The organism is Streptomyces sp. NPDC088812, assembly GCF_044750285.1.
Taxonomy (GTDB): domain Bacteria; phylum Actinomycetota; class Actinomycetes; order Streptomycetales; family Streptomycetaceae; genus Streptomyces.
Window position 1 is genome coordinate 160,320 of the sequence record NZ_JBIVJP010000023.1, and the last position, 19,574, is coordinate 179,893.

The following is a 19,574-nucleotide window of genomic DNA, read 5'->3' on the forward strand; positions in this document are numbered from 1 at the left end:
CCCGAAGGGCGGGCCGACGGGAGGATGCCGACCCGACCCGGAATCCCGCGGCCGACGTGGGGTTCCGCGGGCGCGCCGCCGCCCGCCGCGATCACGGCGGCGGCGCGTCCGCCCTCCCTCCACGTACGCCACACACCCGGAAGCGCGGGAGATCGTGTTCGACTTTCTTGAAGGCTACGACGTCCTCGCGGCGTTCTGGATGACGGTCAAGCTGACCCTCCTCTCCGCCGTCGGCTCCCTGGTCTGGGGCACCCTGCTGGCCGCGATGCGGGTCAGCCCGGTCCCGCTGATGCGCGGGTTCGGCACCGCCTACGTCAACATCGTCCGGAACATCCCCCTGACCGTCATCATCGTGTTCACCTCGCTCGGCCTCGCCGACATCTTCGGCATGACGATGGGCGCGGCCGACGACTTCAAACTGCAGGGCTTCCGTCTCGCGGTGCTCGGTCTGGTCGCCTACACCGCGGCCTTCGTCTGCGAGGCGATCCGGTCCGGCATCAACACCGTGCCCCTCGGCCAGGCCGAGGCGGCGCGCGCGATCGGGCTGAGCTTCACCCAGACACTGTCGCTCATCGTGCTGCCACAGGCGTTCCGCTCGGTCATCGGCCCCCTGGCCAACGTCCTGATCGCCCTGACCAAGAACACCACGGTGGCGGCCGCGATCGGCGTGGCCGAAGCCGCCTACCTGATGAAGGAGATGATCGAGAACGAGGCCCAGACGGTGGCCATCGGCACGGTCTTCGCCTTCGGTTTCGTGGTCCTGACCCTTCCCACCGGCCTGCTGCTCGGCTGGCTCGGCAAGCGACTGGCGGTGAAGCGATGAGCTCGGTCCTCTACGACACTCCCGGACCCCGCGCCCAGCGGCGCAACGTCCTCCTCTCGGTCCTCTTCGTGGTCCTCCTCGCCCTGGCGCTGTGGTGGATCTGGCAGAAGATGGACGCGAAGGGGCAGCTCGAGTGGGCGCTGTGGGAGCCGTTCACCACCTCCCAGGCGTGGACGACCTACCTGCTGCCCGGCCTCGGCGACACCCTGAAGGCCGCGGCGCTCTCCATGGTCATCGCCCTCCCGCTGGGCGCGTTCTTCGGCATCGCCCGCATGTCCGACCACCGCTGGGTGCGCGTCCCGGCCGGCGTGGTGGTCGAGTTCTTCCGGGCCATCCCGGTGCTGCTGCTGATGCTGTTCGCCAACGAGTTCTACGTCCGCTCCACCGGCGTCAGCAGCGAGGACCGGCCCCTGTACGCCGTCGTCACCGGCCTGGTGCTGTACAACGCCTCGGTCCTCGCCGAGGTCGTCCGGGCCGGCATCCTCGCCCTGCCCAGGGGCCAGACGGAGGCCGCGTACGCGATCGGCCTGCGCAAGGGCCAGACGATGACCAGCATCCTGCTGCCGCAGGCGGTCACCGCGATGCTGCCGGCCATCGTCAGCCAGCTCGTGGTCATCGTGAAGGACACCGCGCTGGGCGGCGTGATGCTCGGGTTCACCGAGCTGCTGAACGCGCGCAGCACGCTGGCGGCCAACTACGCCAACGTCATCCCCAGCTTCATCGTCGTGGCGATCATCTTCATCGTCCTGAACTTCCTCCTCACCTCCTTCGCCTCCTGGCTGGAGGGCCGGCTGCGGCGCAGCAAGCGCGGCACAGGCGCGGTGCTGGCGCCCGAGGAGGTCGAGGACAATCCCGCCGCGGTCCCGGGCACGTACGGGACCGGCGCGGGCGGCACGGTCTGACGTCCGATCAAGTGGTGTGACCTGTACGGAGGCAGTGGCGTGCTCGCCACTGCCTCCGTCGCTTGACGCAAGCGGTGGCAATGGGTTGCATACGTTCTGTGATCGTGCACCCTGCTCCAACCTCTTGTTCACCCACGTCCCTGAGGACACCGTCGCGGGCAGGGGGCGCCACGCCGTGGAACCGGTGATCATCGTCGGAGCGGGGCCCGTGGGGCTCACGCTCGCCCTGGCACTGGCACGTCAGGAGGTTCCCTCGATCGTCCTCGACGAGGGCCCGGGCAAGGACGAGCCGCGCCTCGCGCGCACCGTCGTCCTGCGCCAGGACACCACGGCCCTCGTCGAGCGCCTCACCGGAACGTCCCTGGCCGGGGCCGGAGTGCGCTGGACCGGATGGCGGGCGATGCGGCGCCGGCAGGTGACGCGCGAGATCACCTTCGAGGACGACGGACCGGCCCCGCTGCACCTCGCCCAGCACGCGCTGACGGGCGCCCTGCGCGCGGCCCTCGCGCGCGAGCGGCTGGTGCGGATCGCCGTGGACAGCCGCCTGGACACCATGGAGCAGGAACCTTCCGGCGTCACGGCCCACACCCGGGGCCCCCGGGGCACGTGGTGGCGCGGGAGTTACCTGGTCGGCTGCGACGGCCCCCGCTCCACGGTCCGCAAGCTCCAGGACATCCGCTTCCCCGGCCGTACGGCGGTGGAACGGCACGCCGTCGCCGCGCTGCGCACGGAACTCCCCTGGACCGGGAAGGCGTTGCTGCACCGGATGCCGCCCTGGCGGACGTCCGGGCCGTTCGCCGGGGAGGTGACCGGGCGTCCGCTGCCGGACGGTGTCTGGCGGCTGGACTGGCTGCTGCCTCCCGGCAAGGACCTCGTCACGCCCGAGCTGCTGGTCGGCCGGATCCGCGAGACCCTCACGGGCTGGAGCGGCGAGACGGCCCCCGCGTACGAACTGCTCGACACCGGGGTGCACACGGTCCACCACCGGCTGGCCCGCCGCTGGCGCGCGGGACGGGTCTTCCTCGCCGGGGACGCCGCCCACCTGCTCGGCGCGCTCGGCACCCAGGGCCTCGACGAGGGACTGCGGGACGCCGACAACCTCGCCTGGAAGCTGGCCCTCGCCTGGCACCACGGGCCGCACGAGGGACTGCTCGACAGCTACCAGACGGAACGCCGCGCGGTGGTCGCCGCCCGGCTGCGCGCCGCCGACCAGGCACTGCCGCTGCTGCGGGGCGGCGGCGGCATAAGGGCGTACGTCCCCGGCTCCGGCCGCGGTCACGACACGCTGCTCACGGACGGTCATCTGGGCCGCGGTCCGCTGGGCGCGCCCGGCACGTACGCCGCCTCCCCCCTCGCCCCCGGGCACCTGGAGTCGGAGGTCTCCGTGGACACGCTCCCCGGCTCGCCGGTGGACGACGTACGGGTGACGGCGGAGGACGGCTCCTCCGTACGGCTGCACGACCGGCTGGGCCGGGGCGCCCTGCTCGTCCTGCTGATCGCACCGGGCACGGGGGTGTGGGAGCGCAAGCACTGGGTGGGCGCCGGGGTCATGCCCCGGCTCGCCGCCGCCGTGACGGCGCTGCCCTGTCCGGCCGAGCTGCTGGTGGCCGAGAGCTACCCGGGGGCCGCCGCCCACACGGTCCTGCTGATCCGGCCCGACGGCCATCTCGTCGCCGCGCTGGGCGGGGTGCGTCCGGCCGACCTGTACGCGGCGGCGGAGGCGGCGGTGGGCGGTCCGGTCGGCGCCGAGGCCGGAGCCGGGGCCGACGCCGGGGCGGGCGCCGAGGCCGGGGCGGGGGCGAAGTAGCGGTACGAGCGACGGCCCACGCGATCGACGGCCGCCCGCCGGCACGCGCTGTCACCGTGCGGTCCGCATGGTGACAGCGAGTTGACCGGTGTGCACCGGCATGGTGTACTCCGGATCGTGACCGACACCTGTGTGCGCCTGTGGCGGAGGGTCCATATGGACCTCGTCCGCTACGCGGGCTGCGTGTGTCGTCCGTCCTGCTGAATTCGCATCTTTTCTCCCCCTGCGCGCCCCGTCGAGCGCTCCCGCGCCGCCGCGCGCTCCTCCGCGAACGTTCCCAGGACGGTACACGTGTCTGTCTCCCCCTCCGTCGACCCTGCCTCCGCCCCTGCCGCCGCGCCCGTCGACGCGCCCACGCAGGCGGACCTCCTCGACTTCGTCCGGCGTACGGCCGCCGACGCCGATCTGATCGCCTCGCTCCCCCTCGACCCCGAGGGCCGCACCTGGGTGCGCCTGGAGGGGCCCGGCGGCAGCGAGGCCTGGCTGATCGGGTGGCCGCCCGGCACCGGCACCGGCTGGCACGACCACGCCGACTCGCTGGGCGCCTTCCTCACCGCGCGGGGCGAGCTGAAGGAGCACTCGCTCGCCGCGCGGCTGCCCACCGACGGCTGGAAGACCCTGGAGCTGACGGAGGGGGTGGACCGGGAGCGCCGGCTTCCGGCCGGAAAGGGCCGCGCCTTCGGGCACCATCACGTCCACGAGGTGCTCAACGAGTCCACGGAGGAACACGCGATCTCCGTGCACGCCTACTACCCGCCGCTGCCCCGCATCCGCCGCTACAGCCGCACCGGGCAGGTCCTGCGCCTGGAGCAGGTCGAGCGCCCGGAGGACTGGCAGTGAGCGGTGAGCGGCCCCCGGGCATCGACGAGCTGCTCGAACAGGTGCGTTCCGGGTACGCGCGCGTGGAGGCCCGGGAGGCGTACGAGGCCGCCCGCGCGGGCGAGGCGCTGCTCGTGGACATCCGGTACGCGGCCCTGCGCGAGCGGGACGGTCTGATCCCGGGAGCCCTGGTCGTCGAGCGCAACGAACTGGAGTGGCGCCTCGACCCGCAGGGCAGTCACCGCGCCCCCGAGGCCACCGGCCACGACCTTCGGATCGTCGTGGTCTGCAACGAGGGCTACGCGTCGAGCCTCGCCGCCGCCTCCCTGCACCGGCTGGGGCTGCACCGGGCCACCGACCTGGTGGGCGGGTTCCAGGCGTGGCGGGCGGCGGGGCTGCCGGTGACGCCGTAGAGCGGGGCCCCACGCGCGCGTGGGGCTCAGCCGGCCGGCGGGCAGTACAGCGGGGCGGTGTCCGCGTTGTCCTCGGTGACGAGGCGGACGGGTGTGGCCTCGATCTTGTCGGCCCGCTCGTTGCGGAGCAGGGAGATGACGTTCTCCACCGCCAGCTCGCCCGTGTCGGCGGCCGAGTTGGAGACGGTGGCGGAGAACCGGCCGTCCTTGAGCGCGGCCAGCGCCTCGTCGGTGCCGTTGACCGTCACGATCCGGACGTCCTTCGCGCCGGCCGCGTCGAAGGCCTGCCGGGCGGCGAACGCCATCTCCTCGTTGGCGACGAACGCGTAGTCCAGGTCGGGACGGTCCCGCACCATGTCCGCGGCCACGGTCCGCGCCGTGTCGGGGTCGTACATGCCGGGCAGGCTGGCGACGACCTCGGCGCTGTCCGGAAGCCGGTCGGTGAAGGCGTCGACGAGAACGTCGGAGGCGGCGCCGGGGGCTCCCGCGATCACCCCGACCGACACCGCGCGGCCGCCGGCGTCCTTCTCGATCCACTCGGCGTCCAGCTTCCCCACCTCCTCCAGGTCGACGACGACGGCACCGAGGATGTCGGAGGTGTCGTCGGGAGTGACCGAGGTGAGGAAGATCGGCACCCCTGCCTTCCTGGCCTCGGCGATGTCGTTCTCGAGGGCGTCGACGTCGACGGTCTGCACGATCAGGGCGTCGACGTCCGAGGCGATCAGATCCTCGATGTTGGCGGCCTCCGTCGCGGCGTCCTGACGCGAGTTCGCCGTGAGCAGCTCCACGTTGTTGTTGCGGGCCGTGAGCCGGACGGACTCCTGCAGACAGGTGTGGAACTCGGAGGTGCCGCCGTTGACGAAGCCGAGCGTGATCTGCCCGGTGACGCCGCCCGTGGACTCCTGCGGCGCCCACAGTCCGCAGCCGCTCAGCAGGCAGATGCCGAGGGCGGAGGCGACCAGCGGTCTTCGGGAGCGGACGGACACGGGCATGGCTGTGCGCCTTTCGGGACGTGCGGGTGAAGTGAGAGGGACGTGCGGGTGCAGTCGGATCTGCGGGTGGAGTGGGACCTGCGGGTGGAGTGGGGCGTGCGAGGTGACGTGAGATGTGCGGGCGGCGTGGGATGTGCGACGTGGAGTGGGATGTGCGGGTCGCGGCGGCTGTGCGGGCATGAGGGTCGTACGAGGCCGGGGGTTCGCACGGGACCGAGGGCTCCCTGCGGCGGCGCGACGGAGGCAGACGGTACAACCGGGCCGTCGGACCTCACCCTCCCGGGAACGCAAGGTAATCCTGCGCTCCGCGGGGGGCTCGTCCGGCGCGGCATCCCCTAGCCTCGAACGCTCGACGGGCGGGGCGGGCCGCTCCGCCCGGGTCACTCCGCCCGGGTCACTCCGCCCGGGTCACTCCCTGGCCGTGGCCACCGTCACCGCGCGGATCCTGAGCGCCACACGGCCGGGCAGCGCGGTCGCGACGAGCGCGAGGAGCGCGACCCCGGCGACGACCGTGACGTAGGCGAGGGGCGCGACCGAGGGCGCCGCACGCGCCGTCATGCCGACGCTGAACGCCGTCCGGACGGACAGGGCGACGGCGCTGCCCAGGGTCGTGGCGAGGAGCAGCAGGGACAGGGCCTCGATGCGGAGCATGCCCAGCACCTGACGGCGGCTCGCCCCGGCGAGACGCAGCAGCGCGAACTCCCTCACCCGTTCGGAGACGGACATGGCCAGCGTGTTGACGACGGCGATGGCCGTGAAGGCCAGGATGCGAGGTGCCGCCCATCGCGCTGCCCATGCTGACGAGCTTGGTGCGGGCCGCGGCGGCGTCCAGGAACTCGACCCGGCCTCGGGCGTCTCCGGCACTGACCTGTGCGCTGGTGCCGCGCAGCGCCGCGGCCACGTTCTGCCGCAGCCGCCCGGCGTCGACGCCCGCCTTCGGGACCACTCCGAGGTGGGCACGCTCGGCCAGGTCCCGGTCGACGACGACGTCGGTGACGGCCCGGGGCGCGGTGCCCGCGGTGAGCCGGTACGGCGTCAACTCGGCGGACTCCCAGGCGTGCCCGTGGGAGGGCCGGTCGGCAACCGGGGAGAGGGCACGGGTGTCCGTGCCATCACCGGTGCCGGTACTGCCGTTGCCACCGGGCCGATTGCGGTCACCGTCGGCGTCGGCGTCAACGGCTCGGCGAGGAAGGTGAGTTCCGGGATGACTCGGGCGACCCCGGGGGTGCCGGTGAGGGGCCGGCCGAGGTCGGCCGGGAGCCAGGCGCGCTCGGCGATGGGCTTGGCCTTGTGCTTGACCTTGGTCTTGCCCTTCTTGTGCTTGACGGTGGTCTGGTGGACGTTCTGGTCCCCGGAGACGACGACCGGGGCCGCCGCATAGCGCTCGGTCCGGATGGTGCCGCGCAGTCCCGTCTCCAGGAGGTGCCGCACGCGGTGATCAGGGCGGCCGCACGCATCCCCACTCGGGCCGTGAAGTCCGCACCCCGACGGTGGAGTCATCAACTCGGGAACGGCGAACGGCGGCCCGACGCCCCCGTCAGGGGCCGGGGCCGGGGCCGGAGGCCGGGGCCGGGGCCGGGGCCGGAGGCCGGGGCCGGGGCCGGGGCCGGGCCTGGCCTCAGAAGTCCCCGTCCTCGAGGAACTCCGTGTCCTCGCCCTCCTCCTCCAGCGCCTGCCGGACCACGCGCAGGGCCATGCCCTGGGAGTAGCCCTTGCGTGCGAGCATCCCGGCGAGGCGGCGGAGCCGTTTGTCGCGGTCGAGGCCGCGGGTCGAGCGCAGTTTGCGGTCGACGAGTTCGCGGGCGGTCGCTTCCTCACGCTCGGAGTCGAGCTGGGAGACCGCCTCGTCGATCAGCGTGGAGTCGACACCCTTGGTCCGCAGTTCCTGCGCCAGTGCGCGCCGGGCCAGTCCACGGCCGTGGTGCCGGGATTCCACCCAGGCGTCCGCGAAGGCGCTGTCGTTGATGAGCCCGACCTCCTCGAAGCGGGAGAGCACCTCCTCGGCAACGTCGTCCGGAATCTCCCGCTTGCTCAGCGCGTCGGCGAGTTGTTTCCGCGTGCGCGGGGTCCCGGTGAGCAGGCGCAGGCAGATCGCCCGCGCCCGCTCAGCCGGGTCCCCTGAAGGCTCCCCCTTCCCGGCCCTCGACGAGGTGAAGGTGCCTTCGTCCTCCGTGGACGGTTCCCCGAAACCGCGCCGACGGCGTCCACGCTCGCCGCGTGCACCGCCCCGGCCGCCGTCACCGCCCCGCTCGGCCCGGTCGCCACCCCACCCGCTCCTGCCGTCCCGGCGCCGGCCGTCGTCGTCGGTTCCTTCGCGGTCGGTTCCGGCGCTCCTGTAGCGGCGGCCGTCGGCCGTCCGGTCGTCGCCGCCCCGGGCGAGGCCGGCGCCGTCCCGGCTCCCCGGCTCCCGGGGGACGCCGGGGTGGGCGTCGTACTCGGCCCAGTCCGTTCGTCGTGTCACGGGTCAGCTCTTGGCAGCCGTGGCCTTGGTCTTGGCGGCCTTGGCGGCGGGAGCGGGAACCGTCTTGGCGTCGTCGACGGCCGTGCCCGTGGCGGCCGCCGCGTCCGCGCCCGGCTCGGCGGCGGGCTCCTCCGGGCGCACACCGACGCCCAGCTTCTCCTTGATCTTCTTCTCGATCTCGTTGGCGAGGTCGGGGTTGTCCTTCAGGAAGTTGCGGGCGTTCTCCTTGCCCTGGCCGAGCTGGTCGCCCTCGTACGTGTACCAGGCACCGGCCTTGCGGACGAAGCCGTGCTCCACGCCCATGTCGATCAGACCACCCTCGCGGCTGATGCCCTGGCCATAGAGGATGTCGAACTCGGCCTGCTTGAAGGGCGGCGCGACCTTGTTCTTGACGACCTTGCAGCGGGTGCGGTTGCCGACCGCCTCCGTGCCGTCCTTCAGGGTCTCGATGCGGCGGATGTCGATGCGCACCGAGGCGTAGAACTTCAGCGCCCGGCCACCGGTCGTGGTCTCGGGGGAGCCGAACATCACACCGATCTTCTCGCGGAGCTGGTTGATGAAGATCGCGGTGGTCTTGGACTGGTTGAGCGCGCTGGTGATCTTCCGCAGGGCCTGGCTCATCAGGCGGGCCTGCAGACCGACGTGGCTGTCACCCATCTCGCCCTCGATCTCCGCGCGCGGGACGAGCGCGGCGACGGAGTCGATGACGATCAGGTCGAGGGCACCGGAGCGGACCAGCATGTCCACGATCTCCAGGGCCTGCTCGCCGTTGTCGGGCTGGGAGAGGATGAGGTTGTCGATGTCGACGCCGAGCTTGCGCGCGTACTCGGGGTCGAGGGCGTGCTCCGCGTCCACGAAGGCGACCTGGCCGCCGGCCTTCTGGGCGTTGGCCACGGCGTGCAGGGTCAGCGTGGTCTTACCGGAGGACTCCGGTCCGTAGATCTCCACGACGCGGCCACGCGGCAGACCGCCGACGCCGAGGGCCACGTCGAGCGCGGTCGACCCGGTCGAGATGACCTCGATGGGCTCCTTGGACCGCTCGCCCATGCGCATGACCGCGCCCTTGCCGAATTGCCGTTCAATCTGTGCGAGTGCGGCGTCCAGGGCCTTCTCGCGGTCGGTTCCTGCCATGGGTTCCACCCGGTTTGCTTGAGTCGATCGCTTCACGTCAAAGACGCTAACGCCTGCCACTGACAATGCGCCCCGACGCCGGTCCGGCCTGTGGATAACTCGGTTGTCTTCCTACCCAAACCAGGACGAAATCCCCACCGAGAGCCCCGCCGGAACCCCAATGAGAATAGATGTTCGATTTTCGTGTCAAGCGCACCACGCGGCACACCGAGCACTGCCCGGACATGTACGCCCCGCCCCCCGACGCCCCGCCCCGCGACGCCCGACCGCCCCCGACGCCCCGCCCCGCGACGCCCGACCGCCCCCCGACGCCCCGCCCCGCGACGCCCGAGCGGCCCTCGATGCCTCGGTCCCCGGTCCTCGACGTCACAGATATGCGGCTCGTGGCCGCATGGCCCCGAGCCGCGTGGTCGCGGCTCGTCAGCCGGACTCCCGTTGCCGCCCCGCGATGCGTTCCCGTGACCTGGACCACAGTTGTCGCGCCCGCGTGAGCGGCCCCGGCCCCTCGCCCCGTCTGCGGTGGCCGTGCACCCGGGGGTCGTCCGTGACGTCGTACCGCTTCACGTACGCGCCCAGGAACGCCTGCAGTGTGGCGACCGCGGGGATGGCGATCAGCGCGCCGACCGCGCCGAGGAGGGCCGTGCCGGCGACGACCGAGCCGAAGGCCACGGCAGGGTGGATGTCGACGGTCTTCGAGGTCAGCTTGGGCTGGAGCATGTAGTTCTCGAACTGCTGGTAGACCACGACGAAGACCAGCACCCACACCGCGTACAGCGGGCTGACCGTGAAGGCGATCAGCATGGGGAGCGCACCCGCGAGATACGTGCCGATGGTCGGGATGAACTGCGACACCACCCCCACCCACACCGCGAGGACCGGCGCGTACGGAATGCCGAGCGCCTCCAGCAGGATGTAGTGGGCGACTCCGGAGATCAGCGCCATCAGTCCGCGCGAGTACAGGTAGCCGCCGGTCTTGTCGACGGCGATCTCCCACGCGCGCAGCACCTCGGCCTGCCGCGCGGGCGGCAGGACGGAGCACAGCGCGCGGCGCAGCCGGGGTCCGTCGGCGGCGAAGTAGAACGAGAACAGCCCGATCGTCAGCAGCCGGAAGAGGCCGCCGAGGACCTGTGTGGACACGTCCAGGACACCGGCGGCGCTGTTCTGCGCGTACCTTCTCAGCCAGTCCGAGTGGAGCAGGCCCTCCTGGATGTCCACGCGTCTGAGCTCGGTGTGGAACGTGGTGTTGATCCAGTTGATCACTGAGTCGAGGTACTCCGGGAAGCCCTCGATCATCTTGATGATCTGTCCCGCGAGCATCGAGCCGAGCAGCGTGAAGAAGCCCGCGACCACGATCAGCAGACAGAAGACGACCAGGAAGGTGGCGAGCCCCCTGCGCATGCCGTGGGTGGCCATCCGGCTCACCGCGGGTTCGATGGCCAGGGCCAGGAAGAACGCGATGAGGATGTTGGTCAGCAGACCTATGACCTGGTGGAAGGCCCATGTGCCCAGCTGGAAGGCGCCGACGAGGGCGAGCGCGAGCACCATCGCGCGCGGGAGCCATCGCGGCATGCGCGCGCCCGACGCGGCCATGCCGCCGGCCGGAGGCAGGGCGGGCGTCGTCGTGTCCGACGGGGAGGTGTGCGGGCCGGCCTGCCCGGACTCGTCAGTGGGTGCCACGGCTCAAGTCTCGCCCACCGCACCGACAATCGGAGCGCCCTCTGCGATCTTCACCGCTGATCAGTGCTTCTCCCGCGGAACGTTCATCACCGCGCACACCACGCGCCACACGTCCTTCGCGTCCCAGCCGGCCGCCAGCGCCTCGTGCACCGTCCGCCCACCGAGCTCGGCCATCACGTGATCGCGCGCGAAGGTGTCGGCGTAGCCCGTACCGAAGTGCTCCGCCATCCGCTGCCAGAAGACCGTCAACCGCATGACACCAGTATCCCGCCCCCGGGGGGTGGCCCCGGCCGTGGCCGCCTGCCGACACCGCTTTCCGTCCTACGGTCTGCTCCATGGCCGAAACCGGAGCATCCCCACTCCCCCCGGCGCCCCCGGCGCCCACCCCGCTCTTCCGCGCCGAGCACTTCGTCTGGCTCACCGCGCGCGTGTTGGAGCAGCGCCTCTTCGCGTACCACTTCCTCAACGGCGGCGCCGAACCCGCGGAGACCGCACTCGACGCCTACCGCAACGAGGACGGTGGATACGGCCACGCGCTGGAGCCCGATCTGCGCGGGCCCGTCAGCCAGCCCCTGCACGTGGTGCGCGCGCTGCGCGTCCTGGACTCGCTGGGCCGCTGCGCGGGCCGGCGCGTGGAACAGGTGTGCCGCTACCTCACTTCCGTCTCCAACCCCGACGGCGCGCTCCCGGCGATCCGTCCCGGCCAGCGCGGCTATCCCGCTGCTCCGTTCGTCCCGATCGTGGACGACCCGCCCAGTGAGCTCCTGGCCACCGGTCCGGCGGTGGGCCTCCTGCACGGCAACGAGGTCTGGCACGCCTGGCTTTTCAGGGCCACCGACTTCTGCTGGCAGGCGGTGGACTCCCTGGAGACGTCCCACCCCTATGAGATCCAGGCCGCCGTGGCGTTCCTCGACTCCGCGCCGGACCGCCCGCGCGCGGAGGCGGCCGCCGACCGTCTCGGCCGCCTGGTCCGGGCCCACCGGCTCGCCGTGCTGGACCCGGACCGTCGCGACACGCACCCGGTCCCGCCCGGCTACGCGCCCGGCGAACACCACTTCCCCCACGACTACGCCCGCACGCCCGGCTCTCTCGCGCGCGCGTGGTTCACCGACGACGAGATGGAGCGGTCCCTGGACTTCCTCGCCGCCGACCAGCAGCAGGACGGCGGCTGGCCGATCCGATGGCGCCGCTGGGCACCGGGAACCGCCCTGGAGGCACGTCCCGTGGTGACCATCGAGGCCCTGCGCACCCTGAGGTCTTACGGACGCCCCATCGGCTGACGCCGGACCACGTCCGCACCACGGCCGGCCGCCCCGCCCATCACCACCCCCGCCATCCACCACCACCCGGCCGCCACCACCCCCGCCGCCGACCGCCCCGGCAGCCTCCGCCGCCGAACCGTCACCACCACCCGACCGCCACCACCGTCCTCCGAGGGCCGGCATCCCGGCCGTCGCGCTCTCCCCCCGACAGGCTTTCCGCCCCTCACTCCCGGCCGGGCCGCTCTCATCCCCCCACGGCCCGCACCCCGGCCGTCACCACCACGGCCGCCGCGACGACGAGCAGGAACGGCGCCCGTAGGGCGAGCGCCACGGCTGCCGCGGCGAGCCCCGCCGTCCTCGCGTCCAGCACCAGCGCCCGCCCGTCGGCGAACGTCTGCTGGGCCGTGAGGGCGGCGAGCAGGGCCACGGGCAGGAGGGCCGCGAGCCTCCGCACCAGGGGCCGCTCGAGCACCCCGGCGGGAACGAGCAGCCCGGCGAGCTTGACGGCGTAGCAGCCGAGGGCGGTCGCCACGATCGCGATCCAGATGGTCATCGCCCACCCTCCTGACGGTTCCGCGTACGCCCCGCGCGGCGGCCCTCGCCCCAGAGGGCGAGCGGTGCGGCGAGCGCGGCCACCAGGACCGGCACACCGCCGGGCAGGACGGGCAGCAGACCGAGCCCCAGCACGACCGCGAGAGCGGCCGCGGCCCGGTCGGTGCGGGTCTTCAGCATGGGGGCGAGAAGCGCCAGGAACACGGCCGGGCCGGCCGCGTCGAGCCCCCAGGCGTCGGTGTCCCCGAGTGCCTCGGCCCCCAGGGCGCCCAGCAGCGTGGTGAGGTTCCACAGCACATAGAGGCTGAGCCCGGTGACCGTGAAGCCGATCCGCGCACCCCGCCGGTCGCGCTGCGCCAGCGAGACGGCCGTCGTCTCGTCGATCACCCACTGGGCGGCGAACGGACACACCGCCGCGCGCGGCAGGGCCAGCACCTGCGACAGGCGCAGGCCGTAGAACGCGTTGCGCACGCCCAGGAAGAAGGCGCCGGCGGCCGCCGTGAGGGGGCTGCCGCCCGCCGCGAGCGCCCCGACGAGCGCGAACTGGGACGCGCCCGTGAACACCAGCAGGCTGAGCGCACAGCTCTGCCACACGGTGAGGCCGCTGCCCGCCGAGGTCACCCCGAAGGCGAACCCGGAGAGGCCGACGGCGACCCCGACGCCGAGGGCGTCCCGTACGACGGCGGCGTCGGGCCTGCCGTGCCGGCGGCCGCCGCCGGTGTCCGGGCGAGCTGTCTGTCGTGCTTTTCCTGCCTGTTCTGCCACGCGTCGGACGGTAGGAGCGGTCACCGCCGCGCGTCTTGTACGTTCTTGCGCTCGCGCTGGTAGGCGCCCGGCGGCACTCCCACGATCCGGGCGAAGTGACGGTTGAGGTGCGGCTGGTCCGTGAACCCCACCGCGAGCGCCGCCTCCGCGGGTGCCCTGCCCGCTTCCAGCAGCCGCCGCGCCCGACGGACCCGCGCGTCGGTGAGCCAGGTGTGGGGCGGCATCCCGTAGGTGTCGCGGAATGCGCGCAGCAGCGCGAACGGACCGGTCTCCAGCTCCCGCGCGAGCTGCTCCAACGTCGGCGGGTCGGCCATCCGCTCCTCCAGCACGGCACGCGCGCGTACGGCGACCAGGCCCCCGGCCGTAGGCACCCGCCGAACGGGCAGTGACCCGCCGTTCGACCGCAGCAGCCGCGTCACGGCCACGCGCAGCAGCGTGTCGGCGGCCAGCGCGTTGCCCTCGTCGGCGGCCCGCAGCACCTGGTGCACCAGCCGGACGGCCTGCGGATCGTCGAGCACCGGGCGCACGAAGCCCGGCGTGCCGCGCAGGCCGGTCGTCTCGGCGGCGATGCCGGCCACGACCTCCACGGAGGGGTACACGGCGCCGTACCGCCACCCCTCGGGGACCCCCGCCCGTCCGGTGTGCGGCGTATCGGGGTTGACCAGCGCGAGCGCGCCGGCCCCCGCGTACTGATCACCCCCACCGTGGTGGAAGACCTCCACGCCCTCGGCGATCCCGGCGATCACGAAGTGCTCGTGGGTGTGCCGCACGAAGTTCTTCCGCACGTACCGGGCGCGCAGCAGGTCGACCCCGGGCAGCTCGGCGTACCGCCAGTGCCGCGCCACCTCACCCGATCCCGCCATACCCCCATTCTGCGCACCCTCCGCCCGACCCCGCCCCCACCCCGCCCGCTCGTCCCCCTACCCCGCCCGGCGCGCCTCCGCCCGACACCCCCGGTCCGGCCCGGCGCACCCGCCCGTCGCCCCGCGCCGCACCCCCGCCCCGGCCCTGTTGTCAGACCTCGGGTGCACGATGGACGCATGGTCAGCAACGCGCACCGAGCCCTGGACGGCTTCTCCCCCGCGACCCGCGCCTGGTTCACGGGGGCGTTCTCCGCGCCCACCGCGGCCCAGGCGGGCGCCTGGCAGGCCCTCCACGAGGGCTCGGACGTGCTGGTGGTGGCCCCGACCGGCTCCGGCAAGACCCTCGCCGCGTTCCTCGCCGCCCTGGACCAGCTGGCCTCGACGCCCCCTCCGGCCGACCCGAGGAAGCGCTGCCGCGTGCTGTACGTGTCCCCGCTCAAGGCCTTGGCCGTGGACGTGGAGCGCAATCTTCGCAGCCCTTTGACCGGTATCCGCCAGGAAGCCGTGCGCCTGGACCTGCCCGAGCCCGAGGTCAAGGTCGGCATCCGCTCCGGCGACACCCCCGCCGCCGAGCGCCGCGCCCTGTCCACCCGCCCCCCGGACATCCTGATCACCACCCCGGAGTCCCTGTTCCTGATGCTGACGTCGGCCGCCCGCGACGCGCTGACCGGCATCGAGACGGTGATTCTCGACGAGGTGCACGCCGTGGCCGGCACCAAGCGCGGCGCCCACCTGGCGCTCTCGCTGGAGCGCCTGGACGAGCTGCTGCCGAGGCCGGCCCGCCGCATCGGCCTCTCGGCGACCGTCCGTCCGGTCGACGAGGTGGCCCGCTATCTCTCCCCGCGACGGAAGGTGGAGATCGTCCAGCCCGAGTCCGGCAAGGAGTTCGACCTCTCGGTCGTCGTCCCGGTCGAGGACCTGGGCGAGCTGGGCGGTTCCCCGGTCGCGGACGGCTCCGAGGGGGCGGAGCGCCCCTCGATCTGGCCGCACGTCGAGGAGCGGATCACCGACCTCGTCCAGGCGCACCGCTCCACCATCGTCTTCGCGAACTCCCGCCGCCTCGCCGAGCGCCTGTGCAACCGCCTCAACGAGATCGCCTACGAGCGGGCCACCGGCGAGCCGCTCGACGAGCACCACGCCCCGGCGGAGCTGATGGGCGGCTCCGGCGCGGCCCAGGGCGCCCCGCCGGTCATCGCACGCGCCCACCACGGCTCGGTCTCCAAGGAGCAGCGCGCGCTCGTGGAGGAGGACCTCAAGGCGGGCCGGCTCCCCGCCGTCGTGGCGACCTCCAGCCTGGAGCTGGGCATCGACATGGGCGCGGTCGACCTGGTCGTCCAGGTCGAGTCCCCGCCCTCCGTCGCCTCGGGCCTCCAGCGCGTCGGCCGGGCCGGCCACCAGGTGGGGGCCGTCTCCACGGGCGTGGTCTTCCCCAAGTACCGCGGCGACCTCGTCCAGGCGGCGGTGGTCACCGAACGCATGCGCACCGGCGCCATCGAGTCCCTCAGGATTCCCGCGAACCCCCTGGACGTACTCGCCCAGCAACTGGTCGCCATGACGGCGATGGACGCCTGGCCGTTCGACGACCTGCTCGCCACGGTCCGGCGTGCCGCGCCCTTCGCCGCACTGCCGGAATCCGCCTTCACGGCCGTCCTCGACATGCTCGCCGGCCGCTACCCCTCCGACGCCTTCGCGGAGCTCCGCCCGCGCGTGGTGTGGGACCGCGTCACCGGCACGATCACCGGCCGCCCGGGGGCGCAGCGGCTCGCGGTGACCTCCGGGGGCACCATCCCCGACCGCGGCCTGTTCGGCGTCTTCCTCGCCGGCGCCGACCCGAAGAAGGGCGGCGGCCGGGTCGGCGAGCTCGACGAGGAGATGGTCTACGAGTCGCGGGTCGGTGACGTCTTCACCCTGGGCACGAGCTCCTGGCGCATCGAGGACATCACCCGCGACCGCGTCCTGGTCTCCCCCGCCCCCGGGGTCCCCGGCCGTCTCCCGTTCTGGAAGGGCGACCAGCTGGGCCGCCCGCTGGAGCTGGGCCGCGCGCTGGGCGCCTTCCTGCGCGAGGTCGGCTCCCTGCCCGAGGACGACGCCCGCCTGCGCCTGCTCACCGCCGGCCTGGACGCCTGGGCGGCCGACAACGTGCTCTCCTATCTGAGCGAACAGCGCCAGGCCTGCGGCCACGTCCCGGACGACCGCACGATCGTCGTGGAGCGCTTCCGCGACGAACTCGGCGACTGGCGGGTCGTCGTGCACTCCCCCTTCGGCGCCCAGGTCCACGCCCCCTGGGCCCTCGCCCTCGGCGCCCGGCTCTCCGAGCGGTACGGCATGGACGCCCAGGTCATGCACGCCGATGACGGCATCGTGCTGCGCCTGCCGGACGCCGACCTCATGGGGCTGGAGCTGCTCGACCAGGAGCCGGTGAAGGCGGGCGCGGAGTACGACGCCGCGCAGGCGCCGGTCGGTGCGGCGGACGTCGTCTTCGACAAGGGCGAGGTCGACCAGGTCGTCACCGACCAGGTCGGCGGCTCCGCCCTGTTCGCGGCCCGCTTCCGCGAGTGCGCCGCCCGCGCCCTGCTGCTGCCGCGCCGCAACCCCGGCAAGCGGACCCCGCTGTGGCAGCAGCGCCAGCGCGCCGCCCAGCTGCTCCAGGTGGCGAGCGAGTTCGGCTCGTTCCCCATCGTCCTGGAGGCGGTCCGCGAGTGCCTCCAGGACGTCTTCGACGTCCCGGGGCTCGTCGAACTGATGGGCGACCTGGAGTCCCGCAGGGTACGTCTGGTGGAGGTCACCACCCCGGAGCCGTCCCCCTTCGCCCGCTCCCTGCTGTTCGGCTACGTCGCCCAGTTCCTCTACGAGGGCGACTCCCCGCTCGCCGAGCGCCGCGCGGCAGCCCTCTCCCTGGACTCGCGTCTGCTGGCCGAGCTGCTCGGTCAGGCGGAGCTGCGCGAGCTGCTGGACGCGGAGGTCCTCACCGAACTGGAGCGGGAGCTCCAGTGGCTGACCGAGGACCGCCGGGTGAAGGACGCCGAAGGCGTCGCGGACGTGCTGCGCCTGCTCGGCCCGCTCACCGACGCCGAGCTGGCCGAGCGCGGCGCGGAACCCGACTGGGCCCGGGAGCTGGCGGCCGCCCGCCGCGCCATCCGGGTCCGTGTCGCCGGCGCCGACCACTGGGCGACGATCGAGGACGCGGGCCGGCTGCGCGACGCCCTCGGCACCGCCCTGCCGGTCGGAGTCCCGGAGGCCTTCACCGAGCCGGTCAAGGACCCGCTGGGCGACCTTCTGGCGCGGTACGCCCGCACCCACGGCCCGTTCACGTCGGCCACCGCCGCCGGCCGCTTCGGCCTGGGCGTAGCGGTCACCGAGGGCGCCCTCCAGCGCCTCGCGGCGGGCGGCCGGGTGGTCCAGGGGGAGTTCCACCCGGCCGGCATCGGCCAGGAGTGGTGCGACGCGACCGTCCTGCGCAGGCTGCGCCGCCGCTCCCTGGCCGCCCTGCGGCACGAACTCGAACCCGTACCGCCCGCCGCCTTCGCCCAGTTCCTGCCCCAGTGGCAGCACATCGGCAAGGGCCACGCCCTGCGCGGCGTCGACGGCCTGGTGCGCGCCGTCGAGCAGCTCCAGGGGGCGTCCGTGCCGGCCTCCGCCCTGGAGAAGCTCGTCCTGCCGTCCCGTACGACCGACTACGCCCCGGCGATGCTCGACGAACTCACCGCCTCCGGGGAGGTGCTCTGGGCCGGTGCGGGCGCGCTCCCCGGCAAGGACGGCTGGGTCTCCCTGTACCTGGCGGACGCGGCCCCCCTGCTCCTGCCCGCGCCCCATCCGCTGGAGCTGACGGCACTGCACCAGTCCGTCCTGGACGCCCTGGCCGGCGGCTACGGCCTGTTCTTCCGCCAGATCGCCGACCAGGTCCGCACCACCACGCACCCCGAGGCGACCGACCCGCAACTCGCCGACGCCGTCTGGGACCTGGCCTGGTCTGGCCGGCTCACCAACGACACGCTCGCGCCGATGCGCGCCCTGCTGGGCTCGGGCCGCACCGCCGGCTCCACGGCCCACCGCGCCAAGCGCGCGGTCCCGCGCGGGCGCTACGGCTCACTGACGGCCGCCGCGCGGTCGGCCTCCCGCAACGGCCCTCCGACCGTCGCCGGCCGCTGGTCGCTCCTGCCGGCCCACGAACCCGACCCCACCGTCCGCGCCCACGCCGTCGCCCGCGCCCTGCTCGACCGCCACGGCGTGGTGACCCGGGGCGCGGTCTCGGCCGAGGGCATCGAGGGCGGCTTCTCGGCGACGTACCGCGTCCTGTCCGTCTTCGAGGAGAGCGGCCAGGCCCGCCGCGGCTATGTGGTGGAGGGCCTCGGCGCGGCACAGTTCGCCATGGACGGCGCCGTGGACCGGGTCCGCGCCGTCGCCAACGCCCGCGACCGGGACGAGACGCTGCCCGCCCCGGCCCCGGAGAGCGGCGCTCCCGACGACTTCGCCTTCCCCGACACCGCTCCCTCCGACGATCTCGGCTGGGACGTCCCCGGCCTCGACGGAGCCTTCGACTCCCCGGCGGCGGCCCCCACCGCCCCAAGCGGCCGCCTCTCCCCGCGCGACCTCGCCTCCCCCGGCGCCGGCGGCCCCCGCGGCGGCAACGGCTTCCCGTACACCTCGGAATTCTCCGACCGCCACCGGCGTACGCCCTCCCCCGCGTCGCGCGCCGTGGTGCTCGCCGCGGCCGATCCCGCGAACGCGTACGGCGCCGCCCTGTCCTGGCCCGAGCCGCCCACCGGCGCCGGGCACAAACCCGGCCGCAAGGCGGGTTCCCTGGTGGTGCTCGTGGACGGCGAGCTGACCCTCTACATGGAGCGCGGCGGCAAAACGCTGCTGGCCTGGCCCACCACCGCGGACGGCGAGGGCGCCGTCCGCGACGACCCGCGCCTGCACGCGGCGGCGGAAGCCCTCGCCGCCGCCGCCCGCGCGGGCTCCCTGGGCACCGTCACCGTGGAACGCGTCAACGGCGCCTCGGCCCTGACCGCTCCGCTGGGCACCTTGCTGGAGGGCGCCGGCTTCATCGCGACGCCCCGCGGCCTCAGACTCAGGGCCTGAGGCCGCCCGGCCGCGGCTCCGTGCC

At 73.6% G+C, this 19,574-nt stretch carries 15 protein-coding genes and 2 pseudogenes; 8 read left to right on the top strand and 9 right to left on the bottom strand.

Annotated features, from left to right (window positions below; translation table 11 throughout):
* Positions 1–154 precede the first annotated feature (154 nt).
* The 6 genes from ACIP67_RS33635 to ACIP67_RS33660 all read left to right on the top strand — a co-directional run bounded on the left by ACIP67_RS33635 (position 155) and on the right by ACIP67_RS33660 (position 4,764).
* On the top strand, positions 155–823 hold the full coding sequence (locus tag ACIP67_RS33635) for an amino acid ABC transporter permease (protein WP_401696908.1): 669 nt from the start codon (positions 155–157) through the stop codon (positions 821–823).
* Entirely contained in the window at positions 820–1,725 is a 906-nt protein-coding gene (locus ACIP67_RS33640; protein WP_401696909.1) for an amino acid ABC transporter permease, read from the top strand. Before ACIP67_RS33635 ends, ACIP67_RS33640 begins: the two co-directional genes overlap by 4 nt.
* Before the next feature lie 175 nt (positions 1,726–1,900).
* On the top strand, positions 1,901–3,532 hold the full coding sequence (locus tag ACIP67_RS33645) for an FAD-dependent monooxygenase (protein ID WP_401696911.1): 1,632 nt from the start codon (positions 1,901–1,903) through the stop codon (positions 3,530–3,532).
* A gap of 132 nt (positions 3,533–3,664) precedes the next feature.
* Positions 3,665–3,736, top strand: a complete 72-nt coding sequence (locus tag ACIP67_RS33650; RefSeq protein WP_309544753.1) for a putative leader peptide — start codon at positions 3,665–3,667, stop codon at positions 3,734–3,736.
* An 87-nt stretch (positions 3,737–3,823) separates the two neighbouring features.
* On the top strand, positions 3,824–4,372 hold the full coding sequence (locus ACIP67_RS33655; protein ID WP_401696913.1) for a cysteine dioxygenase: 549 nt from the start codon (positions 3,824–3,826) through the stop codon (positions 4,370–4,372).
* Positions 4,363–4,764 (top strand): rhodanese-like domain-containing protein, encoded by a 402-nt coding sequence (locus tag ACIP67_RS33660; RefSeq protein ID WP_401696951.1) that lies wholly within the window; start codon positions 4,363–4,365, stop codon positions 4,762–4,764. Before ACIP67_RS33655 ends, ACIP67_RS33660 begins: the two co-directional genes overlap by 10 nt.
* Positions 4,765–4,790: 26 nt before the next feature.
* Here the strand turns inward: ACIP67_RS33660 and ACIP67_RS33665 are convergent, their stop codons facing one another.
* From ACIP67_RS33665 to ACIP67_RS33690, 6 genes and pseudogenes are all read right to left on the bottom strand, one after another.
* Entirely contained in the window at positions 4,791–5,756 is a 966-nt protein-coding gene (locus ACIP67_RS33665; RefSeq protein ID WP_401696915.1) for a sugar ABC transporter substrate-binding protein, read from the bottom strand.
* A 408-nt stretch (positions 5,757–6,164) separates the two neighbouring features.
* Positions 6,165–7,207: pseudogene (locus tag ACIP67_RS33670) on the bottom strand (FtsX-like permease family protein); the annotation flags it as partial.
* Between the two features lie 167 nt (positions 7,208–7,374).
* Positions 7,375–8,217, bottom strand: coding sequence for a recombination regulator RecX (gene recX, locus ACIP67_RS33675; RefSeq protein WP_401696917.1), 843 nt, complete (start codon positions 8,215–8,217; stop codon positions 7,375–7,377).
* Positions 8,218–8,220: 3 nt separating this feature from the next.
* Positions 8,221–9,348 carry a recombinase RecA gene (recA, locus tag ACIP67_RS33680; protein ID WP_401696919.1) on the bottom strand — a complete coding sequence of 376 codons (1,128 nt, stop codon included), beginning with the start codon at positions 9,346–9,348 and terminating at the stop codon, positions 8,221–8,223.
* A 420-nt stretch (positions 9,349–9,768) separates the two neighbouring features.
* On the bottom strand, positions 9,769–11,025 hold the full coding sequence (locus ACIP67_RS33685; RefSeq protein WP_401696921.1) for an AI-2E family transporter: 1,257 nt from the start codon (positions 11,023–11,025) through the stop codon (positions 9,769–9,771).
* 60 nt (positions 11,026–11,085) lie between these two features.
* Positions 11,086–11,280, bottom strand: a complete 195-nt coding sequence (locus tag ACIP67_RS33690; protein ID WP_389515871.1) for a DUF3046 domain-containing protein — start codon at positions 11,278–11,280, stop codon at positions 11,086–11,088.
* Positions 11,281–11,360: 80 nt separating this feature from the next.
* On the opposite strand from ACIP67_RS33690, the gene ACIP67_RS33695 reads away from it, so the two are divergent.
* Positions 11,361–12,305 (top strand): hypothetical protein, encoded by a 945-nt coding sequence (locus ACIP67_RS33695; protein ID WP_401696923.1) that lies wholly within the window; start codon positions 11,361–11,363, stop codon positions 12,303–12,305.
* A gap of 226 nt (positions 12,306–12,531) precedes the next feature.
* Here ACIP67_RS33695 and ACIP67_RS33700 read toward each other — a convergent pair whose 3' ends face one another.
* From ACIP67_RS33700 to ACIP67_RS33710, 3 genes and pseudogenes are all read right to left on the bottom strand, one after another.
* Positions 12,532–12,840, bottom strand: a complete 309-nt coding sequence (locus ACIP67_RS33700; protein ID WP_401696925.1) for an AzlD domain-containing protein — start codon at positions 12,838–12,840, stop codon at positions 12,532–12,534.
* Entirely contained in the window at positions 12,837–13,604 is a 768-nt protein-coding gene (locus ACIP67_RS33705) for an AzlC family ABC transporter permease (protein ID WP_401696927.1), read from the bottom strand. Before ACIP67_RS33705 ends, ACIP67_RS33700 begins: the two co-directional genes overlap by 4 nt.
* Positions 13,605–13,627: 23 nt before the next feature.
* A pseudogene (locus ACIP67_RS33710) lies at positions 13,628–14,467 on the bottom strand (AraC family transcriptional regulator); the annotation flags it as partial.
* Between the two features lie 177 nt (positions 14,468–14,644).
* Here ACIP67_RS33710 and ACIP67_RS33715 point away from each other — a divergent pair.
* Positions 14,645–19,549, top strand: a complete 4,905-nt coding sequence (locus ACIP67_RS33715; RefSeq protein WP_401696929.1) for an ATP-dependent helicase — start codon at positions 14,645–14,647, stop codon at positions 19,547–19,549.
* Positions 19,550–19,574 lie beyond the last annotated feature (25 nt).